The organism is Pararhizobium sp. DWP1-1-3, from assembly GCF_049896125.1.
Taxonomy (GTDB): Bacteria; Pseudomonadota; Alphaproteobacteria; order Rhizobiales; family Rhizobiaceae; genus Pararhizobium.
The window spans coordinates 702,349-720,010 of record NZ_JAFCTR010000001.1; the positions used below are offsets into that span (position 1 = coordinate 702,349).

Genomic DNA, 17,662 nt, shown 5'->3' on the forward strand with positions numbered 1-17,662 from the left:
CGCTTCAGGGCGCCGTTTTCCACTTTGCGTCTTACGGAACCGGAACCGGTATCACCCGCGGTGGGATGATGTCGTCCGGATTGACGCCATCCGGCAGAGCCTCTGCCTGCAAGCCGAGGCTTTCTGAAATATCGAGCCAGAGGCGCCGCAGGCGGCGCACATGCAGATCGTCGGCGATCCACCTGAGCACGTGTTCGGTCGATTTGGAATCGTCGTCACGCTGCATTCTCTTGCGGGCCCAGATGCAATAGGCATCGGCATCGACGGCCTCCGTCCTGTCGGTATCCGAGGTGATCGGCTTGGTGGCGCTGATCCGCACCGTATCGCGCAGGCTGCTGGTCGAGGCCAAAAGGACGCCGGCGCAAATCTCGTCGAAGGCCTTGACCGAATATTTGCTGCTGATCGCCCGTTCGAGGTCGAAAATGGTGCGAATATTCAGTTCGCGAAAAATGAGGAATTTTTCCGGGCCGAGAATGTGGCAGAGCTGCGCCTGGGCAACCCAGTCGATGACCTGATAGATGCCATAGGGCGATTCGATATGCAGCATGATCGGATTGTAGGTGGCGAGATTCTGAACATCGTATATGCCGCATTCCTCCAGGCGGAACCGCGTCTCGTAGTCGATGCCGTCGATAATATCGGGCGAGACGATTTTTGTGACGTTGATGAACCGGTCGTCCGTGGTCTTGATCCAGCTGATCAGGTTCTGAAATTTCATCAGCAGGAATTTCGTCGCACTTTGCGGCAAGAGCCCGAGAAGCGGCGCAAGGCCGAACCAGATGGGCTGGATGTGATCACCGGTTACTGTGGCAACTGGTGCCGGTACTGATGCAGCAGGCTGTGGGGCGGCGGGCAGGATCTCGGCAACCAGCCCGGTGATCCCGCTTATGGGGTCGCGAAAAACGGCGAACAGGACGATGGTGAAGATCACCGAGGCGACGATCTCGGCGGTATGGCGCAGGAACGTGTAGGGCGACAGGTCGAAGACGGCGACCGCGCGGACGAAGCTTCGGATTGCTGCGATAAAGGCGCCGGCAAAGGCCAGTGAGCCGATCACGGTCAGTTGCTGCCAATTGCCATAGCCGCTGGCTGGTTCGGCACAGGCCACCCCATCCGACGCACAGCATGTGGTTGCGCCCAGACCGCACGAGAGCGTGCTGAACAGAGCGGAAAAGCCGAAATAGCTTAACAGGACGAAGCCGATGGAGGACAGAAAAATCCGCCAGTCGCTGCGCGAGCCGAAATTGCCGATGCTTTTGATGATCCAGTCGATCTGGTCGATGTCATTCATCTGGTTGAATGGCTTGCCCTGCGGCGGATCCTCGACCTGCAGGTCCGAAACATATTTGGATTTCACGAATTCGAAGGAGGGATTGTTGGTCAGCCGGACATCCGCATCGGGTTTGGCAGCGTCGGCCGGAAGATCATGGGCGTCGTCGGCGCCGTGGCTTCTTTCCTTGTCCGTGCCGAACGAGATCAGAAAATCCTTGATCGAGCGCAGGCGGCGAAGCCTGACTTCGTGGCGCCCATAAAGCAGCAGGCTCGGGGTCAGGAGCGCAAACAGCAGAGCGAGCGGGTCGAGCCCGAGACCATTTTTTATCGCGGTGATCAGAAGGCCGAAAAGGCCGCCCGCGCTGGTGAGCCAGGTTACAAAAATCTCCATCAATATTCCCCCTTAAGTTGTGTCGATAACGTAAGGCCGGACATTGGCTAGCGTCCATAAATCACCTGCACCAAAAGATTGCATAATCAATTTATGATTGTATTTTCTCGGAATAAATTAGCCCGCGCTGTTTCTCATGGGGCAGCTCACGCCGCGCAACGCTTGAAGCCGGGGCTTTGCGCCGTATGTCTCCATACGAAGACCGCGTTGCGGCTTCCGTACCTGTTTACCTTCGGAAGGAAATATCCATGGCCGATCGACTGAACGCTTCGTGCCGCTGCGGCGGCGTCAAATTTTCAATCCCGGTGGAATCCGCCGGTGTATTCTGCTGCCATTGCGGCGATTGCCGCAAGGCGCATGGCAATTACATGGCGGTGATCGGCGCGCCGCGCGACGACGTGCGGTTCGAGGCGGATAGCACTTTGCAATGGTATGGCTATTCCGACAAGGCCCGGCGCGGGTTCTGTTCGACCTGCGGCAGCCGTCTGTTGAAGGACAATATCGGCACCGACCTGCTGATGGTCTCGGCCGGCGTGATCGACGGCGATACCGGCAAGCGGATCGTCAAGAATATCCTGACGGAATTCAAGGGCGACTGGTACGATCTGCCGGACGTTCACGGCGCCTGAGCGCCGTCATCAGCGCAGTTTTGCGATCACCAGATGGCCGGCGATCGGCTGGCCTTCTTCCTTGCGCACCGTGATGCCGGTGAACTCGACGACATCGAAGCCGATGGCGTCGAGCCGCTCGCGGACGTAGGTTTCGGCGTGGGCGAAGCGCTGGTTCGGGCCGACCATGAAGGACCGGCCGGCAAAGGTGTCCGCAGGCAGGGTTTCGCTGGAGAAGATGAACAGGCCGCCGGCGTTGATGTTTTCGGCAACGCCGAAAAACAGGGCTTCGAGCGCACCGAGATAGGGCAGAACGTCGGTGGCGGTGATGAGGTCGAACGGCTCGTCGTCATTGTCCTCGAGGAAGTCGACGACTTCGGCGACATAGAGCGTTTCGTAGAGGTCTTTTTCGTGGGCGATCTCGACCATGTTTTCCGACAGGTCGATGCCGGTGATGTCGTCGGCCATGTCGCGCAGGGCGCCACCGGTCAGGCCCGTGCCGCAGCCGAGATCGAGGACGCGGGCAAACGGGCCGAGGTTGAGCGCCTGCAGCCGCTGACGCACCAGCATCGGTACGTGATAATCAAGCTGCTCGACAAGCACATCTTCAAAGACATCGGCGTGCTGATCGAACAGGGTGGTGACATAGGCGTCCGGCGCCTTGTCGGGCGTCTCGCCATGCCCCATCGAGGCGATGCGGACGGCAGCACCGCCGTGATCGTCGGGATCGATCGCCAGAACTTCCAGATAGGCTTTGACAGCCGCCTCGACATCGCCGGATTTTTCCAGGGCGAGCGCGCGGTTATAGGCTTCGGCGAGGGCTTCTTCATCGATCTTCTGCATGGCGGCGTCTTTACGGCGCGGGCCGACGTTTGGCAATGCAAAACCTGCGAAAGCGGGTGTTTGAGGCCTTAAATCCTCCGTCGCTGCCGGAATTGAGCGCATGTCAATACCGGAAACACAGGCCGACCTCGCGTATCGGGTGGCCGGTTTGGCGGAGGAAAGGCCAAGGCTGTCCTCTGACAGAGCTCAATCTGGTTGATTATCCACATTGCCGGGGAGCTGCGCAGCCAAGCGCGGCCTGAGAGGCAGCTGCTAGTCGAGGTCGGCGTCCTCTTTCAAAAGCCGCTGGATCAGCCGCTCCATGGACTGTGCGACCATCAGGCATTCCTCGATCGGTTCGCTTTCCAGCGACTTGTCGATCAGAGCCGTCTGGATTTCCATCGCCTGCTCGCTCAGCAGGCGGCCGCTTGCCGTCAGCGATAGCCGTAGCACGCGTTTGTCCTTTTCATCGCTGCGGCGCTCGATCAGGCCGCGCTTTTCGAGCTGCGGCAGCAGCATGCTCATGTTGGAGCGGCCGACCAGCAGTTTTCGCGCCAGCTCCTGCTGCGAGATGCCGTCGAAACGGTAGAGGTTGATCAGGATATCCAGATGCGGCGGCTTGATGTCGAGCTCGGTGAGCCTGCGCGTCAGCGTCTGCTGCATCAGCTGGCAGGCGCGGGCGACGGCGATCCAGCTGCGGAACCGCGGATGATCCCAGGGAAAATGATGGTGTTCGATGGTCTCTTGCTTTTTGTTCATCGTTGTACAATAATGTTCATCATTGAACATTCAAAGGGAATCCCACTATGGCATCGTTTGCGATCAAGGTCACCCGCCTTGCGCTCAAAACCGTTGCGGCGTTCTCACCCGAGGCGGCGGGGCGGCTGGCGTTTCGCCTGTTCAGCGTCACGCCCTCGCGGACACCAAGGAGCGGCAAGGAAAAGGCAGCGCTGACGGCGGCAGAGCCCGTCATGGCCAGAGCGCGGCTTGTGACGCTGTCGTTTGCCGGCGGCTGGGTCACTGCAAAGCATTTCCAGTCACAGTCCGCAGGGACCGCGACCCGGCGCATCCTGCTGGTGCATGGATGGGGATCGCGCAGCGACTATCTGGCACCCATGATCGATGGACTGACGGCCGGCGGCGCCGAGGTGGTCGCCCTGGACTGGCCGGGACATGGCGCTTCGCCGGGACGGACATTGACCATGCCGGCTGCAGTGCGCGCCATTGACGCGGCATGGCGGCAGTTCGGTGGCTTCGACGTTGCCGTCGGCCATTCGTTCGGTGGAGCCAGCCTGGCCTGCGCTGCGGGTGGCCTGGTGGACGACGTGCCGTCTCATGTTGCCCGGAAAATGGTGCTGATCGGTGCGCCCAGCGAGATGACCGGGCTTTTCAAAGGGTTCGGACGATATCTTCAATTGTCTGCGAAGTCCCAGGCGGCGCTGGAAGACATGGTGGTCCGGCTTTCCGGCCGCAGGCTGGAGGAGTTCGATGCAGCCCGCATTCTCGGCATGCTGACGACGCCGGTACTGGTTGTTCATGCCGAGGATGACAAGGAAGTTTCCGCCGATCATGCGCGCCGTTATGCGGCGGCAGGCGACAATATCGAACTCGATTGGGCAAACGGCCTCGGCCACCGGCGGATCGTCTCCGCCGCTCCGGTGGTCGCGCGGATCAATGCCTTCATTCGTGCGGGAGCGGCGGACCGGCGCGAGGCTGCCTAAGCGAATTTCGCAAGTGCTGTCATAAAGGCGTCATGCTACCGGTCGAAAGGATTGCCACGGCTCGGGGAAAGGGCCTGGTGAAGACGGGTCCGATGGAGAACGGCATGACGATCATTCGCACAGTGGAAGAGCTGACGGCGCTTTACGGCAGTACAAGCGAGGCATCACTGGTCAAGGTGACCAGCCGGCTGACGCCTGATTACGCCAGCATGATCGAGGCGGCACCGTTTGCAGCACTTGCCACGGTCGGACCGGAGGGGCTCGACTGTTCGCCGCGCGGCGACGATACCTGCGTCGTCCGTATCGCCGACGACAAGACCGTGCTGATGCCGGACTGGCGCGGCAATAACCGGGTCGATTCGCTGGCCAATATCGTCCGCGATCCGCGCGTGGCCCTGATGTTTCTCATCCCCGGCTCCAACACGACGATGCGGATCAACGGCACGGCCGTGGTCAGCGTCGATCCCGATCTGACCGGATCGTTCGAGGTCGACGGCAAGCATCCGCGCAGCGTCATCGTCGTCACCATCGGCGAAGTCTATTTCCAGTGCGCCCGGGCGCTGATCCGATCGCAGATCTGGAATCCCGAGCGCTTCGTCGATCCGCAGTCCCTGCCGACGCCGGGGACGCTGCTCAAAGCTGCCAAAGCGGATTTCGACAAGGAGACCTATGACCGCGAATGGCCGGAGCGCGCCGCAAAAACTATGTGGTAGCTGGGCAAGGCTGGTCGAATAAAACACCGCGGCGAAACGTTTTTCCTGCAACGGGCATCCTGTTTCGTTAAATGGATGCGGAGCACAGTTACCGTCTGTTGGGGGACACACATGACATACAGGGCCATTTTTCTGACAACCGTGATGGCGTTTGGCCTTTCGGCAGGCATTGCCCGCGCCGACCGGCTGGTCGAGGAGTACGATGCCTATATCGGCGAGGAAGACCTCTATAATTCCAATGGCGAGGCACTGACCGAGCCATGGCAGGTCATCCGGCAGGACCGGGCGAATTATCATCGCTACGGCGTCAGCCAGCCCGGCGATGAGGGCGACAGTTTCTTTGCCTCGGCCAAGAACCGGGAAAAGGCCGAGCGCATGCTCGAATACGGCACGATCGAGAGCCGCGCTGCCCGGGCGCTGCTGCGCGGCGGTTCCGTCATCAACGTGCAGATTTTCCGGGGTGCCGACGGCGACTATATCAATGTCACGGTCGATTGACCGGGCACTCGCCGGCCTGACATTTGCAGCCATGCTGGCTTCAGCCTTTCCATTGGCGGCTGCCGATCCGACGCTTGCTCGGAAACTGGATTTGCTGGTTTCGGCCTATCCCGGCTCGCTTGCAAAGCATGAAGACGGAGCGATCCGTTTTCACGACGGTGGCTCGCTGCCGGTCGATGACGGCAAGGCCAAGGACCATGCGGAAAAACTGGCGGCGGGCGATATCGAGGACAGCCTGTCCCAGATCTATCCGGCTGGACCGTGCGAGACCAAGCCGGATGGCAACTTCGATCCAGGCCGCATTCGCAGCGATGCGCTGATGATGCGGCTTTACGGCAAATCGGCAGCCGAGGTGGAGGCATCGCTGGTGCCGGTCAACTGGTTCGGCAAAACACTGCGGGTCACCAGGCGGCAGGGTGCTGCCGCGGCGCTTGAAAAAGTGCGGGATGAGTTGAAGGCCATGCCGGAAATGAAGGTGTTTCTGGCGCCTTCGGCCGGGACCTTCAACTGGCGCAGGGTTTCCGGCGCATCGAACATGTCGGTCCACAGTTTTGGCGCGGCGATCGATATCAACACCAAATATGCGGATTACTGGGTCTGGTCCGGCGGCAAGCCGGGCAGGGTGGCGCAGTACCGGAACAAATATCCGATGGACATCGTCGATGCCTTCGAGCGCCACGGTTTTATCTGGGGCGGGCGCTGGTATCACTACGACACCATGCATTTCGAATACCGCCCCGAGCTGATCGCCATCGGCAAGGCGGCCGGTGTGTCGGCCTGCCGGTAGTTGGCTGTTTCATGGGGGCAGGAATAACAAAGGGCGCCACTGGGCGCCCCGGTCCAACAATGGCATTGCCGTCTATTTGCGGTAGATCAGCCAGTTCTTGCCGGTATCCTTCTTCATGCCCTCTTCAAACAGGATCGTTCTGTTTCGGCCGGCATTCTTGGCGCAATAGAGCGCGATGTCGGCCTTGTTGTAGAGGTCGGTCGGGTCGTCGGCATGCGATGCCTGGCAGACACCGACCGACAGCGTGATCGGGCCGTAATTGACGCCGGTCTTGGAATTCTTGAAGGGCGTGGTTGAAAGGGCGGTGCGGATGCGCTCGGCCACCTGCAGGCTTTCTTCAAGGCTGCTGTCTCCCAGAATGATGGCGAACTCCTCACCACCGGTGCGCGCCACAAAGGCGTCGCGGCCCAGGTTGGCGCGAATGACCGTGCCGACGGTGGCAAGGATCTTGTCGCCGACCGGGTGACCGTAGCTGTCATTGACCTTCTTGAAATGATCGATGTCGGCGATCAAAAGCCCGGTAAAGCTGCGCTGCTGTTCGGAATTGTAGATCGCAGCCAGTTTTTCGTCAAACGCCCGCCGGTTGGCAAGGCGGGTCAGCGAATCCGTATTGGCGATGCGTTTATATTCGTCCAGTTCCTGGCGGATGACCTCCATCTCGAAGGATTTCAGCGACACGTTTTCAGCCCGCTCCTTGCCCTGGTTCATCGTGTCTGCGGTCGCCTCGGTCAAGAGGCTGACGCATTGGCGCAGGATCTCGGCGCTGGAACTGCTTTTACCGGTGATGTTCTGGTAGGTCTCGTCAAGCAGCTTGTTGTAGTTTTCGAGCGCGAACTGTTCGTCTCTGAGCAGCTTGAGAAGATCGCCGAGTTCGCTGGCCAGGTGATTGTGGGCCCGGTCGATGCCGGCGGCGTGGTGAAAATGTGCGAAGTAGCGGGCGCCGATCTCGTCCAGTTCTTCCTGGGTTGCACGGCTGCCGAGCGCTGCCAGTTCCTTGGTCAATTTGGGGTTGGAGCCGATATAGGCTTCGTAATAAAGCTCATAGTTGCGCGGTAGCGGCGAGATACCCATGATGCGCATCGCATAGGTTACCTGCGCTGCGATATCGGGTATTTGAGCCTTGTTCGAAGCCGCTTGCATGGCAAGCTCCTGTTTTGTTGTCTCCAGCCGCTAGTTTTAGGGATTAAAGATTTTGGAAGGCTTAACGTTTGACGAAGTTGGTCAATTAGATTGCACGTAGATGCAGCCTGCGGCCTCGACAAAAGAAAACGGGCAGCCCCGAATGGCTGCCCGCATGATCTACCGCAGATTGCGCCGATGACGGATCAGGAAGGGCTGATCATCGTTTCGGGGCGAACCGCCGCGTCGAATTCGGCATCGGTGACATAACCGCCGCCGACGGCTTCTTCGCGCAGGGTCGTGCCGTTCTTGTGGGCGGTCTTGGCGATCTTGGCGGCGTTGTCATAGCCGATCTTGGGGGCCAGTGCCGTGACCAGCATCAGCGAGCGGTCGAGTGCCGCCTTGATATTGTCTTCGCGGGCTTCGATGCCGACGACGCAATTGTCGGTGAAGGAGACGACGGCGTCGGACAGGAGCTGTACCGACTGCAGGAAATTGTAGGCCATCAGCGGATTGTAGACGTTGAGTTCGAAATGGCCCTGGCTGCCGGCAAAGGTCAGCGCGGCATTGTTGCCGAAGACCTGGACGCAGACCTGCGTCAGGGCTTCGCACTGGGTCGGGTTGACCTTGCCCGGCATGATCGACGAGCCCGGCTCGTTTTCCGGCAGCGACAGTTCGCCGAGGCCCGAACGCGGACCGGAGCCGAGGAAGCGGATGTCGTTGGCGATCTTGAACAGGGCAGCGGCTGCCGAGTTGATGGCGCCGTGGCTGAACACCATCGAATCGTGGGCGGCCAGCGCCTCGAACTTGTTGGGTGCTGTGACGAAGGCGATGCCGGTAATTTTGGCGATTTCTTCGGCAACCTTTTCGGCAAAGCCGATCGGGGCGTTGAGGCCGGTTCCGACGGCCGTGCCGCCCTGCGCGAGTTCGCAAAGGCCGGGCAGGGTCATTTCGATGCGCTTGATCGAGGAAGCGACCTGGGCTGCGTAACCGGAGAATTCCTGGCCGAGCGTCAGCGGCGTGGCGTCCTGCGTATGGGTACGGCCGATCTTGATGATGTGGTCGAAGGCCTTCACCTTGGCGACGAGTTCTGCATGCAAGTGCTTCAGGGCGGGCAGGAGGTCATGGACGACGCGCTCGGCGCAGGCGATGTGCATGGCCGTCGGATAAGTGTCGTTCGACGACTGGCTCATGTTGACATGGTCGTTCGGGTGCACGGGCTTTTTCGAGCCCATGACGCCGCCGAGCATTTCGATCGCCCGGTTGGAGATGACTTCGTTGGCGTTCATGTTCGACTGCGTGCCGGAGCCTGTCTGCCAGACGACCAGCGGAAAGTGATCGTTGAGCTTGCCGTCGATGACTTCCTGGGCGGCGGCAATGATCGCGTTGCCGACGGTCGGGTCGAGCCCCTGCAGTTCCATGTTGGCGCGGGCGGCCGCCTGCTTGACGATGCCCAGCGCACGGACGATCGACAATGGCTGCTTTTCCCAGCCGATCTTGAAATTGCCGAGCGATCGCTGTGCCTGTGCGCCCCAATAGCGGTCGCTGGCGACGTCGATCGGGCCGAACGTATCTGTTTCCGTGCGCGTTGATGTCATCGTAATCCCTGCTTTCGTCATTCGATATCGAGACCGGGCGGCGTCGATACCGGAAGGTGGATGAGGCCGCCGCATCGCGACGGTCTGAAGCTGTGATGCGGTTCTCTCTGGCCCAGTTGATCGGTGCTTGTAAAGAGGTTGCAGGGGCGGTCGGCATGCTACAATCGTTTGAAATAGTATCTCTGCGGAGTTTGCGCAGATCATTCGGAACGCAGGCCATCCAAACCGGCGCACGGCCAAGACGCTGTGCCTTTTCAGACACAAGCGGACGGATAGTTTCTAGCGTTCCTGCCGCAATATTCGCAAAAAATTCCGGTTTTTTCGCACGTGAAGAAATAATCCAAGGAATTCAAATTTTTGGGCACCGTCATCCGTCTTCATGAGGCTGGGCTCTCACACATTCGTGACGGCTGGCAGGGGCCTTTGAGGCTGGGCGTTTCCTTTTCATTCACCATCCTTTCTTATAAGTACGAAAGCCTGGTGACATGACGGAGCATCAGGCGCGAACCGCTGACGGCGGCAATGCGACACGGGGACGAGTGAACCTATGAAGTTGATGAAGACTGCTGCGATCGTGACACTGATGACCGGGTGCGCGTTCGCCTCTCTCGGCGTCCAGCGCGCAGAAGCGCTGAACCTCTTGGATCTTTTTCGCAAGAAGAAGCCGGTGGTCGAGGAATTCCAGCCGCTGCCGGGTGTCGAACAGATGCAGCCCGTGCAGAGGCAGGCCGCCCGGCCGCTGCCGAAGGTGACCTCGCCGCAATATTATACCTACAAAGCCGAGCCGCTGCGCCGGATCGCCACCGCAAAGCTCGTCGACCCGGTGGTGACCGGCTCGGTCAGCGCAGACGTCCTGCCTCCGGCGCCACCTGCAGTTCTCGCCGATGCCCGCCAGTTTCTTCCCGAGGTCACCGCTTACGCTCCGGCCGATGTCGCCAAGGCAATCGAGACTTTTTATGCCGGCCGCGATGGGTTCGTCTGGATTGACGGCGATGCGCCGAATTCTGCTGCCAAGGCTGCACTGACGGTCTTGGGGCAGGCGGCCAGCGTCGGGCTTGACCCGCAAGACTATGCCGTCACTGTGCCGTCCGACACGTTCGACCGCAACGATATGGCTGTGCGCGAAAAATCGCTGGTCGAGTTTGAAATCCAGCTGTCCGCCGCAACGCTGACCTATATCGCCGACACGGTACGTGGGCGCATCGATCCGAACAAGATTTCCGGCTATCACGATTTCAAGCGCAAGGCCGTCAACCTGACCGGCAAGCTGGAAAATATCGCCAGAAGCCATGACGTCGCCGCCTATCTGAATTCCCAGTCGCCCTCCGGCGTCGAATTCCTGGCGCTGAAGCGGGAACTGGCGGCGCTGCAGGCGCAGACCAGCGACGCCCCGCAGATCACGATTGCGCCGGGCACGCTTTTGAAGCCGGGTATCAGCAATCCGGAATTGGCCAACGTGGTCGCCGCCATCCGCGTCAAGGGTTCGGATGCGCTGAAGGTCGAACATTCGCTGACACTGACGGCCTACCAGGGCACGCCTGACTATACGCCGGAACTGGTGGCGCTGGTCGAGGGCTTCCAGAAGGAACACGGCCTGACGCCGGACGGCGTCGTCGGCAAGGCGTCGATCCGCATCCTGACGGGCGGCGACACCAGCGAAAGCAAGGCCGCAAAAGTGCGGATCGCCATGGAGCAGGCGCGCTGGCTGCCTGCCGATCTCGGCAGCCGCTACGTCTTCATCAATCAGCCGGCCTACATGGTCTACTATCACGACCAGGGCGCCGAACAGTTCTCCATGCGGGTGGTCGTCGGTTCAAAGGCGCACCAGACGTTCTTCTTCGAAGACGAGATCCAGACGGTCGAGTTCAACCCGTATTGGGGTGTACCGCAGTCGATCATCATCAACGAAATGCTGCCCAAGCTGCGCAACGATCCGGGCTATCTCGACCGCCTTGGCTATCAGGTGGAACTCAAGGGACGGCCGGTGTCGTCCTACGATGTCAACTGGAACGGTTCGACGGCCGGTGTCGCCGTGCGCCAGCCGCCAAGCAGCGACAATGCGCTGGGCGAGCTGAAGATCCTATTCCCGAACGCGCATGCGATCTACATGCACGACACGCCGTCGAAGAGCTTCTTCAAGAAGGACGACCGGGCGCTCAGCCACGGTTGCGTGCGTCTGGCCGATCCGCGCCGGATGGCTGCTGCCGTGCTCGGGACGTCTGTCGAGGATATCGGCAAGCAGATCGCCGGCGGCCGCAACAAGGGCGTGTCCGTACCGGAGAGGATTCCGGTCTATATCGCCTATTTCACGGCTTGGCCGAACAAGGACGGAGCGGTCGAATATTTCCACGATGTCTACGATCGCGACATGTACATGGAACGCGCCCTCGAAGCCACCCGTCAGGCACGCCGCGCCGAAGGCTGACAACGGTCCATCGGATCAGTCCATCAAAAAGGCGGCTTCGAGCCGCCTTTTTTGTGTCCCGGCGATCATTACGCCCGCGCGATCAGGCGCCCGATCAGGTCGGGGGTCAGTTCATCGAAATGCCGGACGATGATGTCCGGCTGCAGGCTTTCGATCGGAACGTCGGAATAGCCGAAGGGAACGCCGATCGAGCGAACGGATGCGTTTTTCGCCACTAAAATGTCGTTGAGGCTGTCGCCGACCATCACCGATTTCTCAGGTGAACCGCCGGCAAGACGGATGGTCGACAGCAGGTGTTCGGGATCGGGCTTGCGCACCGGAAAGGTGTCGCCGCCGGTAATGGCGGCGAAGCGGGATGTCAGGCCAAGTCCCTCCAGCAGGCTTCTGGCCAGCATTTCGAGCTTGTTGGTGCAGACGGCAAGGGTGTAGCCGGCGGCAGACAGGCGGTCCATGGCGGTGACGACGCCGGGATAGGGGAAAGAATCGCCCGGCATCGAGCCATGATAGAAGTCGATGAATTCCTTCATCTGCCAGTCGAGGTCTTGGCTGGAAAGCGTCTGGCCGCGCAGCGTGAAGGTGCGCTCGATCATCGCCCTGGCGCCGTGGCCGACGAGATGCGTCAGGTCGTCATAGGTCACCGGCGCAAGGCCGGCCTGCGTCACCGCATGGTTGAGGCTGGCGACCAGATCGGGCGCAGTATCGACGAGGGTTCCATCAAGATCAAACACGACAACGGATACGGACACTGGAACCTCTTGAAACTTGGGGGAAATGTTGCCATCCGGGTAGGGGAAGCGGGGGAGAAAAGCAATCGCAACTTTACGTCACAGCGCCAGGTTTGCTTTTGCATTCTGGCTGCTATTGGGGCTTTTGTTTGCCGTTGGAGCCGTGTAAACGTCTCAGCGGAATGATCGGCACCGCGTTTTTCGGTGGCCTATCGGTGCGTTTTGAGGAGATTGTGGCGCATGGACGCCCGTCAAATGAAGATCAAGGCTGCAGCGGCAGCACTCGACTATGTCGAAGACGGCATGAGGCTTGGTATTGGAACCGGCTCGACGGCGGAGGAATTCGTCCGGCTGCTGGCCGAAAAAGTAGCTGGTGGTTTTCGGGTCGAGGGAGTGCCGACATCGGAGCGCACGGCGCGGCTTTGCCTTGAACTCGGCGTGCCGCTGAAGTCGCTCGAGGACCTTCCCGAGCTCGACCTGACCATTGACGGCGCGGACGAGGTGGATCCGATGCTGCGGCTGATCAAGGGCGGCGGCGGCGCACTTCTGCGCGAAAAGATCGTTGCCTGCGCATCCGCACGGATGATCGTGATCGCCGACGAAACCAAGGTCGTCGATACGCTCGGTGCTTTCAAGCTGCCGATCGAAGTCAATGCCTTCGGGCTGGGCGCCACGCGTATCGCCGTTGAAAAACTTGCCGCACGGATCGGACTTTCCGGCGAAATCGATGTCCGCGCTTCCGGCGATGGGCCGTTCATGACCGACGGTGGACATCTGATACTGGACGCATCTTTTGGCCGCATTCCTGATGCAGATGCGCTTGCACGCGAACTGAACGCCATTCCCGGCGTGGTCGAACATGGGCTTTTCATCGGCATCGCCTCTCTTGCCATCATCGCCGGTCCGGCGGGGGCGAGGGTGATGACGGCTTGACCGGTTGCGGCCGACTTGGCCGCGCAGGATTGTTATCAGCGTCGCCGCCGATCGGGAGTGCCCGTTATTGTGGCGACAGCTTTAAAATTGGATTATGCAGGGGTTCGCGGATGCAAGGCGCGCGCGCAACCCGGCATCAACTGACAGGAGCGTTACAGACATGATCAATTTCGCAGGTCTCGGCCGTACAATGGCTGCAACGGCCATCATCCTTTCCTCCGTCATGGTTCCGACCCTGCGGGCGCAGGATGTAACGGACGAGCAGATCAAGGCCGCACGGGCCGCAATCGCTGCCATCAATGCCACCAACGGTTTTGACAACATCCTGCCGAACCTGGCTGAACGCCTGAAGACGACGCTCATCCAGTCCTCGCCGAACTACGAAGACCTGATTTCCAAGACGGTCGACGCCAAGGCGCTTGAGCTGGCTGCCCGCCGCGCCGATCTGGAGCGTGAAGCGGCAACGATCTATGCCAAGACCTTTACCGTCGAGCAGCTGAACGCGATCGCGACATTCTACACGTCCGATGCCGGCAAGAAGCTTTTGAACGACGGCCCGATCGCTTCGCGCGAAATGGTCAAGGCTGCCGACATCTGGGCTGCCGGCATTTCCCGCGATCTGAACGCGGCTGCAACCAAGGATCTCAGCGCCACCCTGACCGCCGGTCAGCAGCCGATCGATGGCACGGCTCCGGTGACGCCTGCGCAATAAGGAACGGCTGCCGGTTTACCGGTCGCGTGCCTCACGTCGAATTGCTTAAGCCCGGGTCATTCCGGGCTTTTCATTTTGTATCCTGCCACCCTATATCACCATCACACGGCGGAATCGCCGGTGAGGCGCCGTATCCGTCCTTCGCGACCGCCGCCTTACCCCTGCCCGCCTTCCTTCGCATATGACCCTGCCGGGAGTATTTCATCATGGCTTCTTTCGATTATGACCTCTTCGTTATTGGCGGCGGTTCCGGCGGCGTGCGCAGCGGCAGGCTTGCCGCAGCGATGGGCAAGAAGGTGGCGATCGCCGAGGAATTCCGTTATGGCGGCACCTGCGTCATCCGTGGCTGCGTTCCAAAGAAGCTCTATGTCTATGCCTCGCAGTTTGCCGAGCATTTCGAGGATGCCGAAGGGTTTGGCTGGATCGTCGGCGAAAGCACGTTCGACTGGAAAAAGCTGGTTGCCGCCAAGGACAAGGAAATCACTCGGCTGGAGGGGCTCTACCAGAAGGGGCTGGCCAATGCCGGAGCCGAAATCCTGCACACCAGGGCGGAGCTGACCGGACCGAACACGATCAAGCTGCTGGACAGCGGCAGAACGGTCACGGCCGAGCGGATCGTCATCGCCGTCGGCGGTCATCCGACGCCGCACGATGCGCTGCCGGGCAACGAACTCTGCATCAGTTCGAACGAAGCCTTCGATCTGCCGGAGCTGCCGAAATCGATCGTCATCGCCGGCGGCGGCTACATCGCTGTCGAATTCGCCAATATCTTCCATGGTCTCGGTGTCGAGACGACGCTGATCTATCGCGGCAAGGAAATCCTGTCGCGCTTCGACCAGGACATGCGGCGTGGCCTGCATGCGGCGATGGAGCAGAAGGGTATCCGTATCCTTTGCGAGGACCTGATCCAGTCCGTCACCAAAAATGCCGAGGGCAAGCTGGTTGCGGAAACAATGAAGAACGGCGCCCTGATCGCCGACCAGGTGATGCTGGCGCTCGGACGCGTGCCGAACACCAAGGGGCTTGGCCTCGAGGCGGCAGGCGTTACCGTCAACGAGCGCGGCGCGATCGTCATCGACGCGTTTTCGCGCACCAGTGCGCCCGGCATCTATGCGCTGGGTGATGTGACCGATCGCGTCCAGCTGACGCCTGTGGCCATCCATGAGGCAATGTGCTTCATCGAAACGGAATACAAGGGCAACCCGACATCCCCGGATCATGATCTGATTGCCACTGCGGTGTTCTCGCAGCCGGAGATCGGTACGGTCGGGCTGTCGGAAGACGAGGCCGGAAAGAAATTCGAGGATCTTGAAATCTACCGCGCCGAGTTCCGGCCGATGAAGGCGACGCTTTCGGGGCGAAGCGAAAAGACGATCATGAAGCTTATCGTCAATGCAACTGACCGCAAGGTTCTCGGCGCTCACATTCTCGGCCACGAGGCTGGAGAGATGGCGCAATTGCTTGGAATCACGCTGAAAGCCGGATGCACCAAGGACGATTTCGACCGCACGATGGCCGTCCACCCGACGGCGTCGGAAGAACTGGTGACGATGTACAATCCGAGCTACCGGATCAAGAACGGCGAGCGCATCGGATGAGCCGGTAGGCCGTTGCACCAAATGCATGGCGACACGGGGTAGGGCGGGCCGGGGCGGCGCGCACTTTGCTGGCACAATGGCTTTGCAATCCCCATGTTAACGTTTATAAGCCCGCATCCGCAAAATCGCCGTTTTCCCGAGAAGGAAAGCTGCGGTTCAGGAAATATACCGTTGATACGCGGTTCAAAACCGGCTTCAGGCGGCATTGCCCGGACGCGATCCGGCAATGCGACTGCTGCTGCGGCGGACCTTGCGCAAGAGAACAGGTGATCGACATGGTACAGAATTGGACCCCGAACAGCTGGCGGCAGAAGCCCATCCAGCAGGTGCCGGACTTTCCGGATATGGCAGTGCTGGCCGCCGCCGAAGCGCAGCTCGCGACCTATCCGCCGCTGGTTTTTGCCGGTGAGGCGCGCCGTCTGAAGAGCCAGCTTGCCAATGTTTCGGAAGGCAAGGGTTTCCTGCTGCAGGGCGGCGATTGCGCCGAAAGCTTTGCCGAACATGGCGCGGACACCATCCGCGACTTCTTCCGCGCATTCCTGCAGATGGCCGTCGTGCTGACGTTCGGTGCCCAGCAGCCTGTAGTCAAGGTCGGCCGCATTGCCGGCCAGTTCGCCAAGCCGCGCTCCTCCAATATCGAGAAGCAGGGCGATATCGAGCTGCCGAGCTATCGCGGCGACATCATCAACGGTATCGAATTTAACGAGAAGGCCCGTATCCCGGACCCTGAGCGCCAGATCATGGCTTACCGCCAGTCGGCTGCGACGCTCAACCTTTTGCGCGCCTTCGCGATGGGGGGCTATGCCAATCTCGACAACGTGCACCAGTGGATGCTCGGTTTCGTCAAGGAAAGCCCGCAGGCCGAGCGCTACCGCAAGCTCGCCGACCGGATATCCGAAACGATGGATTTCATGAAGGCGATCGGCATCACGCCGGAAACCAATCCGAACCTGCGCGAAACCGATTTCTTCACCAGCCACGAGGCGCTGCTGCTTGGCTACGAGCAGGCGCTGACCCGCGTCGATTCGACCTCGGGCGACTGGTACGCAACGTCCGGCCACATGATCTGGATCGGCGACCGCACGCGCCAGGCCGATCACGCGCATATCGAATATTGCCGCGGCATCAAGAACCCGCTGGGCCTGAAGTGCGGCCCGTCGCTGACGGCGGATGGGCTGATTGAGCTGATCGACCTGCTCAACCCGCAGAACGAAGCCGGCCGCCTGACGCTGATCTGCCGCTTCGGTCACGACAAGGTTGCCGAAAACCTGCCGCGCCTGATCCGTGCCGTCGAAAAGGAAGGCCGCAAGGTCGTCTGGTCCTGCGATCCGATGCACGGCAACACGATCACGCTCAACAACTACAAGACCCGTCCTTTCGAGCGGATTCTGTCGGAAGTCGAAAGCTTCTTCCAGATCCACCGCGCCGAGGGTACGCATCCGGGCGGCATCCATATCGAGATGACCGGCAATGACGTGACGGAATGTACCGGCGGTGCTCGTGCACTCTCCGGTGCTGATCTTGCCGATCGTTACCACACCCATTGCGACCCGCGCCTCAACGCCGACCAGGCGCTCGAACTGGCCTTCCTGCTTGCCGAGCGCATGAAGGGCGGCCGCGACGAAAAGCGGATGGTCGTCAACGGCTGATCAGCAACGCTGATTGCTGCTTGAGCGAATTGAAATTGACAGAACCGGGTTGGCTGACGAAGCTGGCCCGGTTTTTTCATGGCCGCAAGGC

The 17,662-nt window shown here is 60.5% G+C and carries 16 protein-coding genes; 10 read left to right on the forward strand and 6 right to left on the reverse strand.

Annotated features, from left to right (window positions below; genetic code table 11):
- Positions 1–31: 31 nt before the first annotated feature.
- The gene (locus tag ACP7BS_RS03475) at positions 32–1,663 is read right to left on the reverse strand and encodes a hypothetical protein (RefSeq protein WP_426236114.1); all 1,632 of its coding nucleotides are present in this window, start codon (positions 1,661–1,663) and stop codon (positions 32–34) included.
- 248 nt (positions 1,664–1,911) lie between these two features.
- Between ACP7BS_RS03475 and ACP7BS_RS03480 the strand changes: the two genes are divergently transcribed.
- Complete coding sequence (locus tag ACP7BS_RS03480; protein ID WP_426236116.1) at positions 1,912–2,292, forward strand: GFA family protein; 381 nt, start codon at positions 1,912–1,914, stop codon at positions 2,290–2,292.
- Between the two features lie 9 nt (positions 2,293–2,301).
- Here the strand turns inward: ACP7BS_RS03480 and ACP7BS_RS03485 are convergent, their stop codons facing one another.
- Both ACP7BS_RS03485 and ACP7BS_RS03490 read right to left on the reverse strand, forming a co-directional pair.
- Complete coding sequence (locus ACP7BS_RS03485) at positions 2,302–3,114, reverse strand: methyltransferase (protein ID WP_426236118.1); 813 nt, start codon at positions 3,112–3,114, stop codon at positions 2,302–2,304.
- Positions 3,115–3,366: 252 nt separating this feature from the next.
- Complete coding sequence (locus ACP7BS_RS03490) at positions 3,367–3,852, reverse strand: MarR family winged helix-turn-helix transcriptional regulator (protein ID WP_426236120.1); 486 nt, start codon at positions 3,850–3,852, stop codon at positions 3,367–3,369.
- Positions 3,853–3,899: 47 nt separating this feature from the next.
- On the opposite strand from ACP7BS_RS03490, the gene ACP7BS_RS03495 reads away from it, so the two are divergent.
- The 4 genes from ACP7BS_RS03495 (at position 3,900) to ACP7BS_RS03510 (ending at position 6,812) form a co-directional block, all read left to right on the forward strand.
- Positions 3,900–4,814 (forward strand): alpha/beta fold hydrolase, encoded by a 915-nt coding sequence (locus tag ACP7BS_RS03495; RefSeq protein WP_426236121.1) that lies wholly within the window; start codon positions 3,900–3,902, stop codon positions 4,812–4,814.
- A gap of 104 nt (positions 4,815–4,918) precedes the next feature.
- Complete coding sequence (locus tag ACP7BS_RS03500) at positions 4,919–5,527, forward strand: pyridoxamine 5'-phosphate oxidase family protein (protein WP_426236123.1); 609 nt, start codon at positions 4,919–4,921, stop codon at positions 5,525–5,527.
- 111 nt (positions 5,528–5,638) lie between these two features.
- Complete coding sequence (locus ACP7BS_RS03505) at positions 5,639–6,025, forward strand: hypothetical protein (RefSeq protein ID WP_426236125.1); 387 nt, start codon at positions 5,639–5,641, stop codon at positions 6,023–6,025.
- A complete protein-coding gene (locus tag ACP7BS_RS03510; RefSeq protein ID WP_426236127.1) occupies positions 6,009–6,812 on the forward strand; it encodes a M15 family metallopeptidase in 804 nt (267 codons plus the stop codon). The genes ACP7BS_RS03505 and ACP7BS_RS03510 overlap by 17 nt, the downstream gene beginning before the upstream one ends.
- Before the next feature lie 72 nt (positions 6,813–6,884).
- On the opposite strand, the gene ACP7BS_RS03515 is transcribed toward ACP7BS_RS03510, so the two are convergent.
- Together ACP7BS_RS03515 and fumC are read right to left on the reverse strand one after the other, a co-directional pair.
- A complete protein-coding gene (locus ACP7BS_RS03515) occupies positions 6,885–7,952 on the reverse strand; it encodes a GGDEF domain-containing protein (RefSeq protein ID WP_426236129.1) in 1,068 nt (355 codons plus the stop codon).
- A 185-nt stretch (positions 7,953–8,137) separates the two neighbouring features.
- Positions 8,138–9,604: a class II fumarate hydratase gene (fumC, locus tag ACP7BS_RS03520; protein WP_426236130.1), complete on the reverse strand. Its 1,467-nt coding sequence runs from the start codon at positions 9,602–9,604 to the stop codon at positions 8,138–8,140.
- Between the two features lie 472 nt (positions 9,605–10,076).
- Here fumC and ACP7BS_RS03525 point away from each other — a divergent pair, with 472 nt between their 5' ends.
- A complete protein-coding gene (locus ACP7BS_RS03525) occupies positions 10,077–11,954 on the forward strand; it encodes a L,D-transpeptidase family protein (protein WP_426236132.1) in 1,878 nt (625 codons plus the stop codon).
- Positions 11,955–12,022: 68 nt separating this feature from the next.
- On the opposite strand, the gene gph is transcribed toward ACP7BS_RS03525, so the two are convergent.
- Positions 12,023–12,700 (reverse strand): phosphoglycolate phosphatase, encoded by a 678-nt coding sequence (gene gph / locus ACP7BS_RS03530; protein ID WP_426228124.1) that lies wholly within the window; start codon positions 12,698–12,700, stop codon positions 12,023–12,025.
- Positions 12,701–12,919: 219 nt separating this feature from the next.
- Here gph and rpiA point away from each other — a divergent pair, with 219 nt between their 5' ends.
- The 4 genes from rpiA to ACP7BS_RS03550 all read left to right on the forward strand — a co-directional run bounded on the left by rpiA (position 12,920) and on the right by ACP7BS_RS03550 (position 17,571).
- Entirely contained in the window at positions 12,920–13,612 is a 693-nt protein-coding gene (gene rpiA / locus ACP7BS_RS03535; RefSeq protein WP_426236134.1) for a ribose-5-phosphate isomerase RpiA, read from the forward strand.
- A 160-nt stretch (positions 13,613–13,772) separates the two neighbouring features.
- Positions 13,773–14,324 carry a DUF2059 domain-containing protein gene (locus ACP7BS_RS03540; protein WP_426236136.1) on the forward strand — a complete coding sequence of 184 codons (552 nt, stop codon included), beginning with the start codon at positions 13,773–13,775 and terminating at the stop codon, positions 14,322–14,324.
- A gap of 206 nt (positions 14,325–14,530) precedes the next feature.
- The gene (gene gor / locus ACP7BS_RS03545) at positions 14,531–15,922 is read left to right on the forward strand and encodes a glutathione-disulfide reductase (RefSeq protein ID WP_426236137.1); all 1,392 of its coding nucleotides are present in this window, start codon (positions 14,531–14,533) and stop codon (positions 15,920–15,922) included.
- Positions 15,923–16,197: 275 nt separating this feature from the next.
- Complete coding sequence (locus tag ACP7BS_RS03550) at positions 16,198–17,571, forward strand: class II 3-deoxy-7-phosphoheptulonate synthase (protein WP_426236139.1); 1,374 nt, start codon at positions 16,198–16,200, stop codon at positions 17,569–17,571.
- Positions 17,572–17,662: the final 91 nt, after the last annotated feature.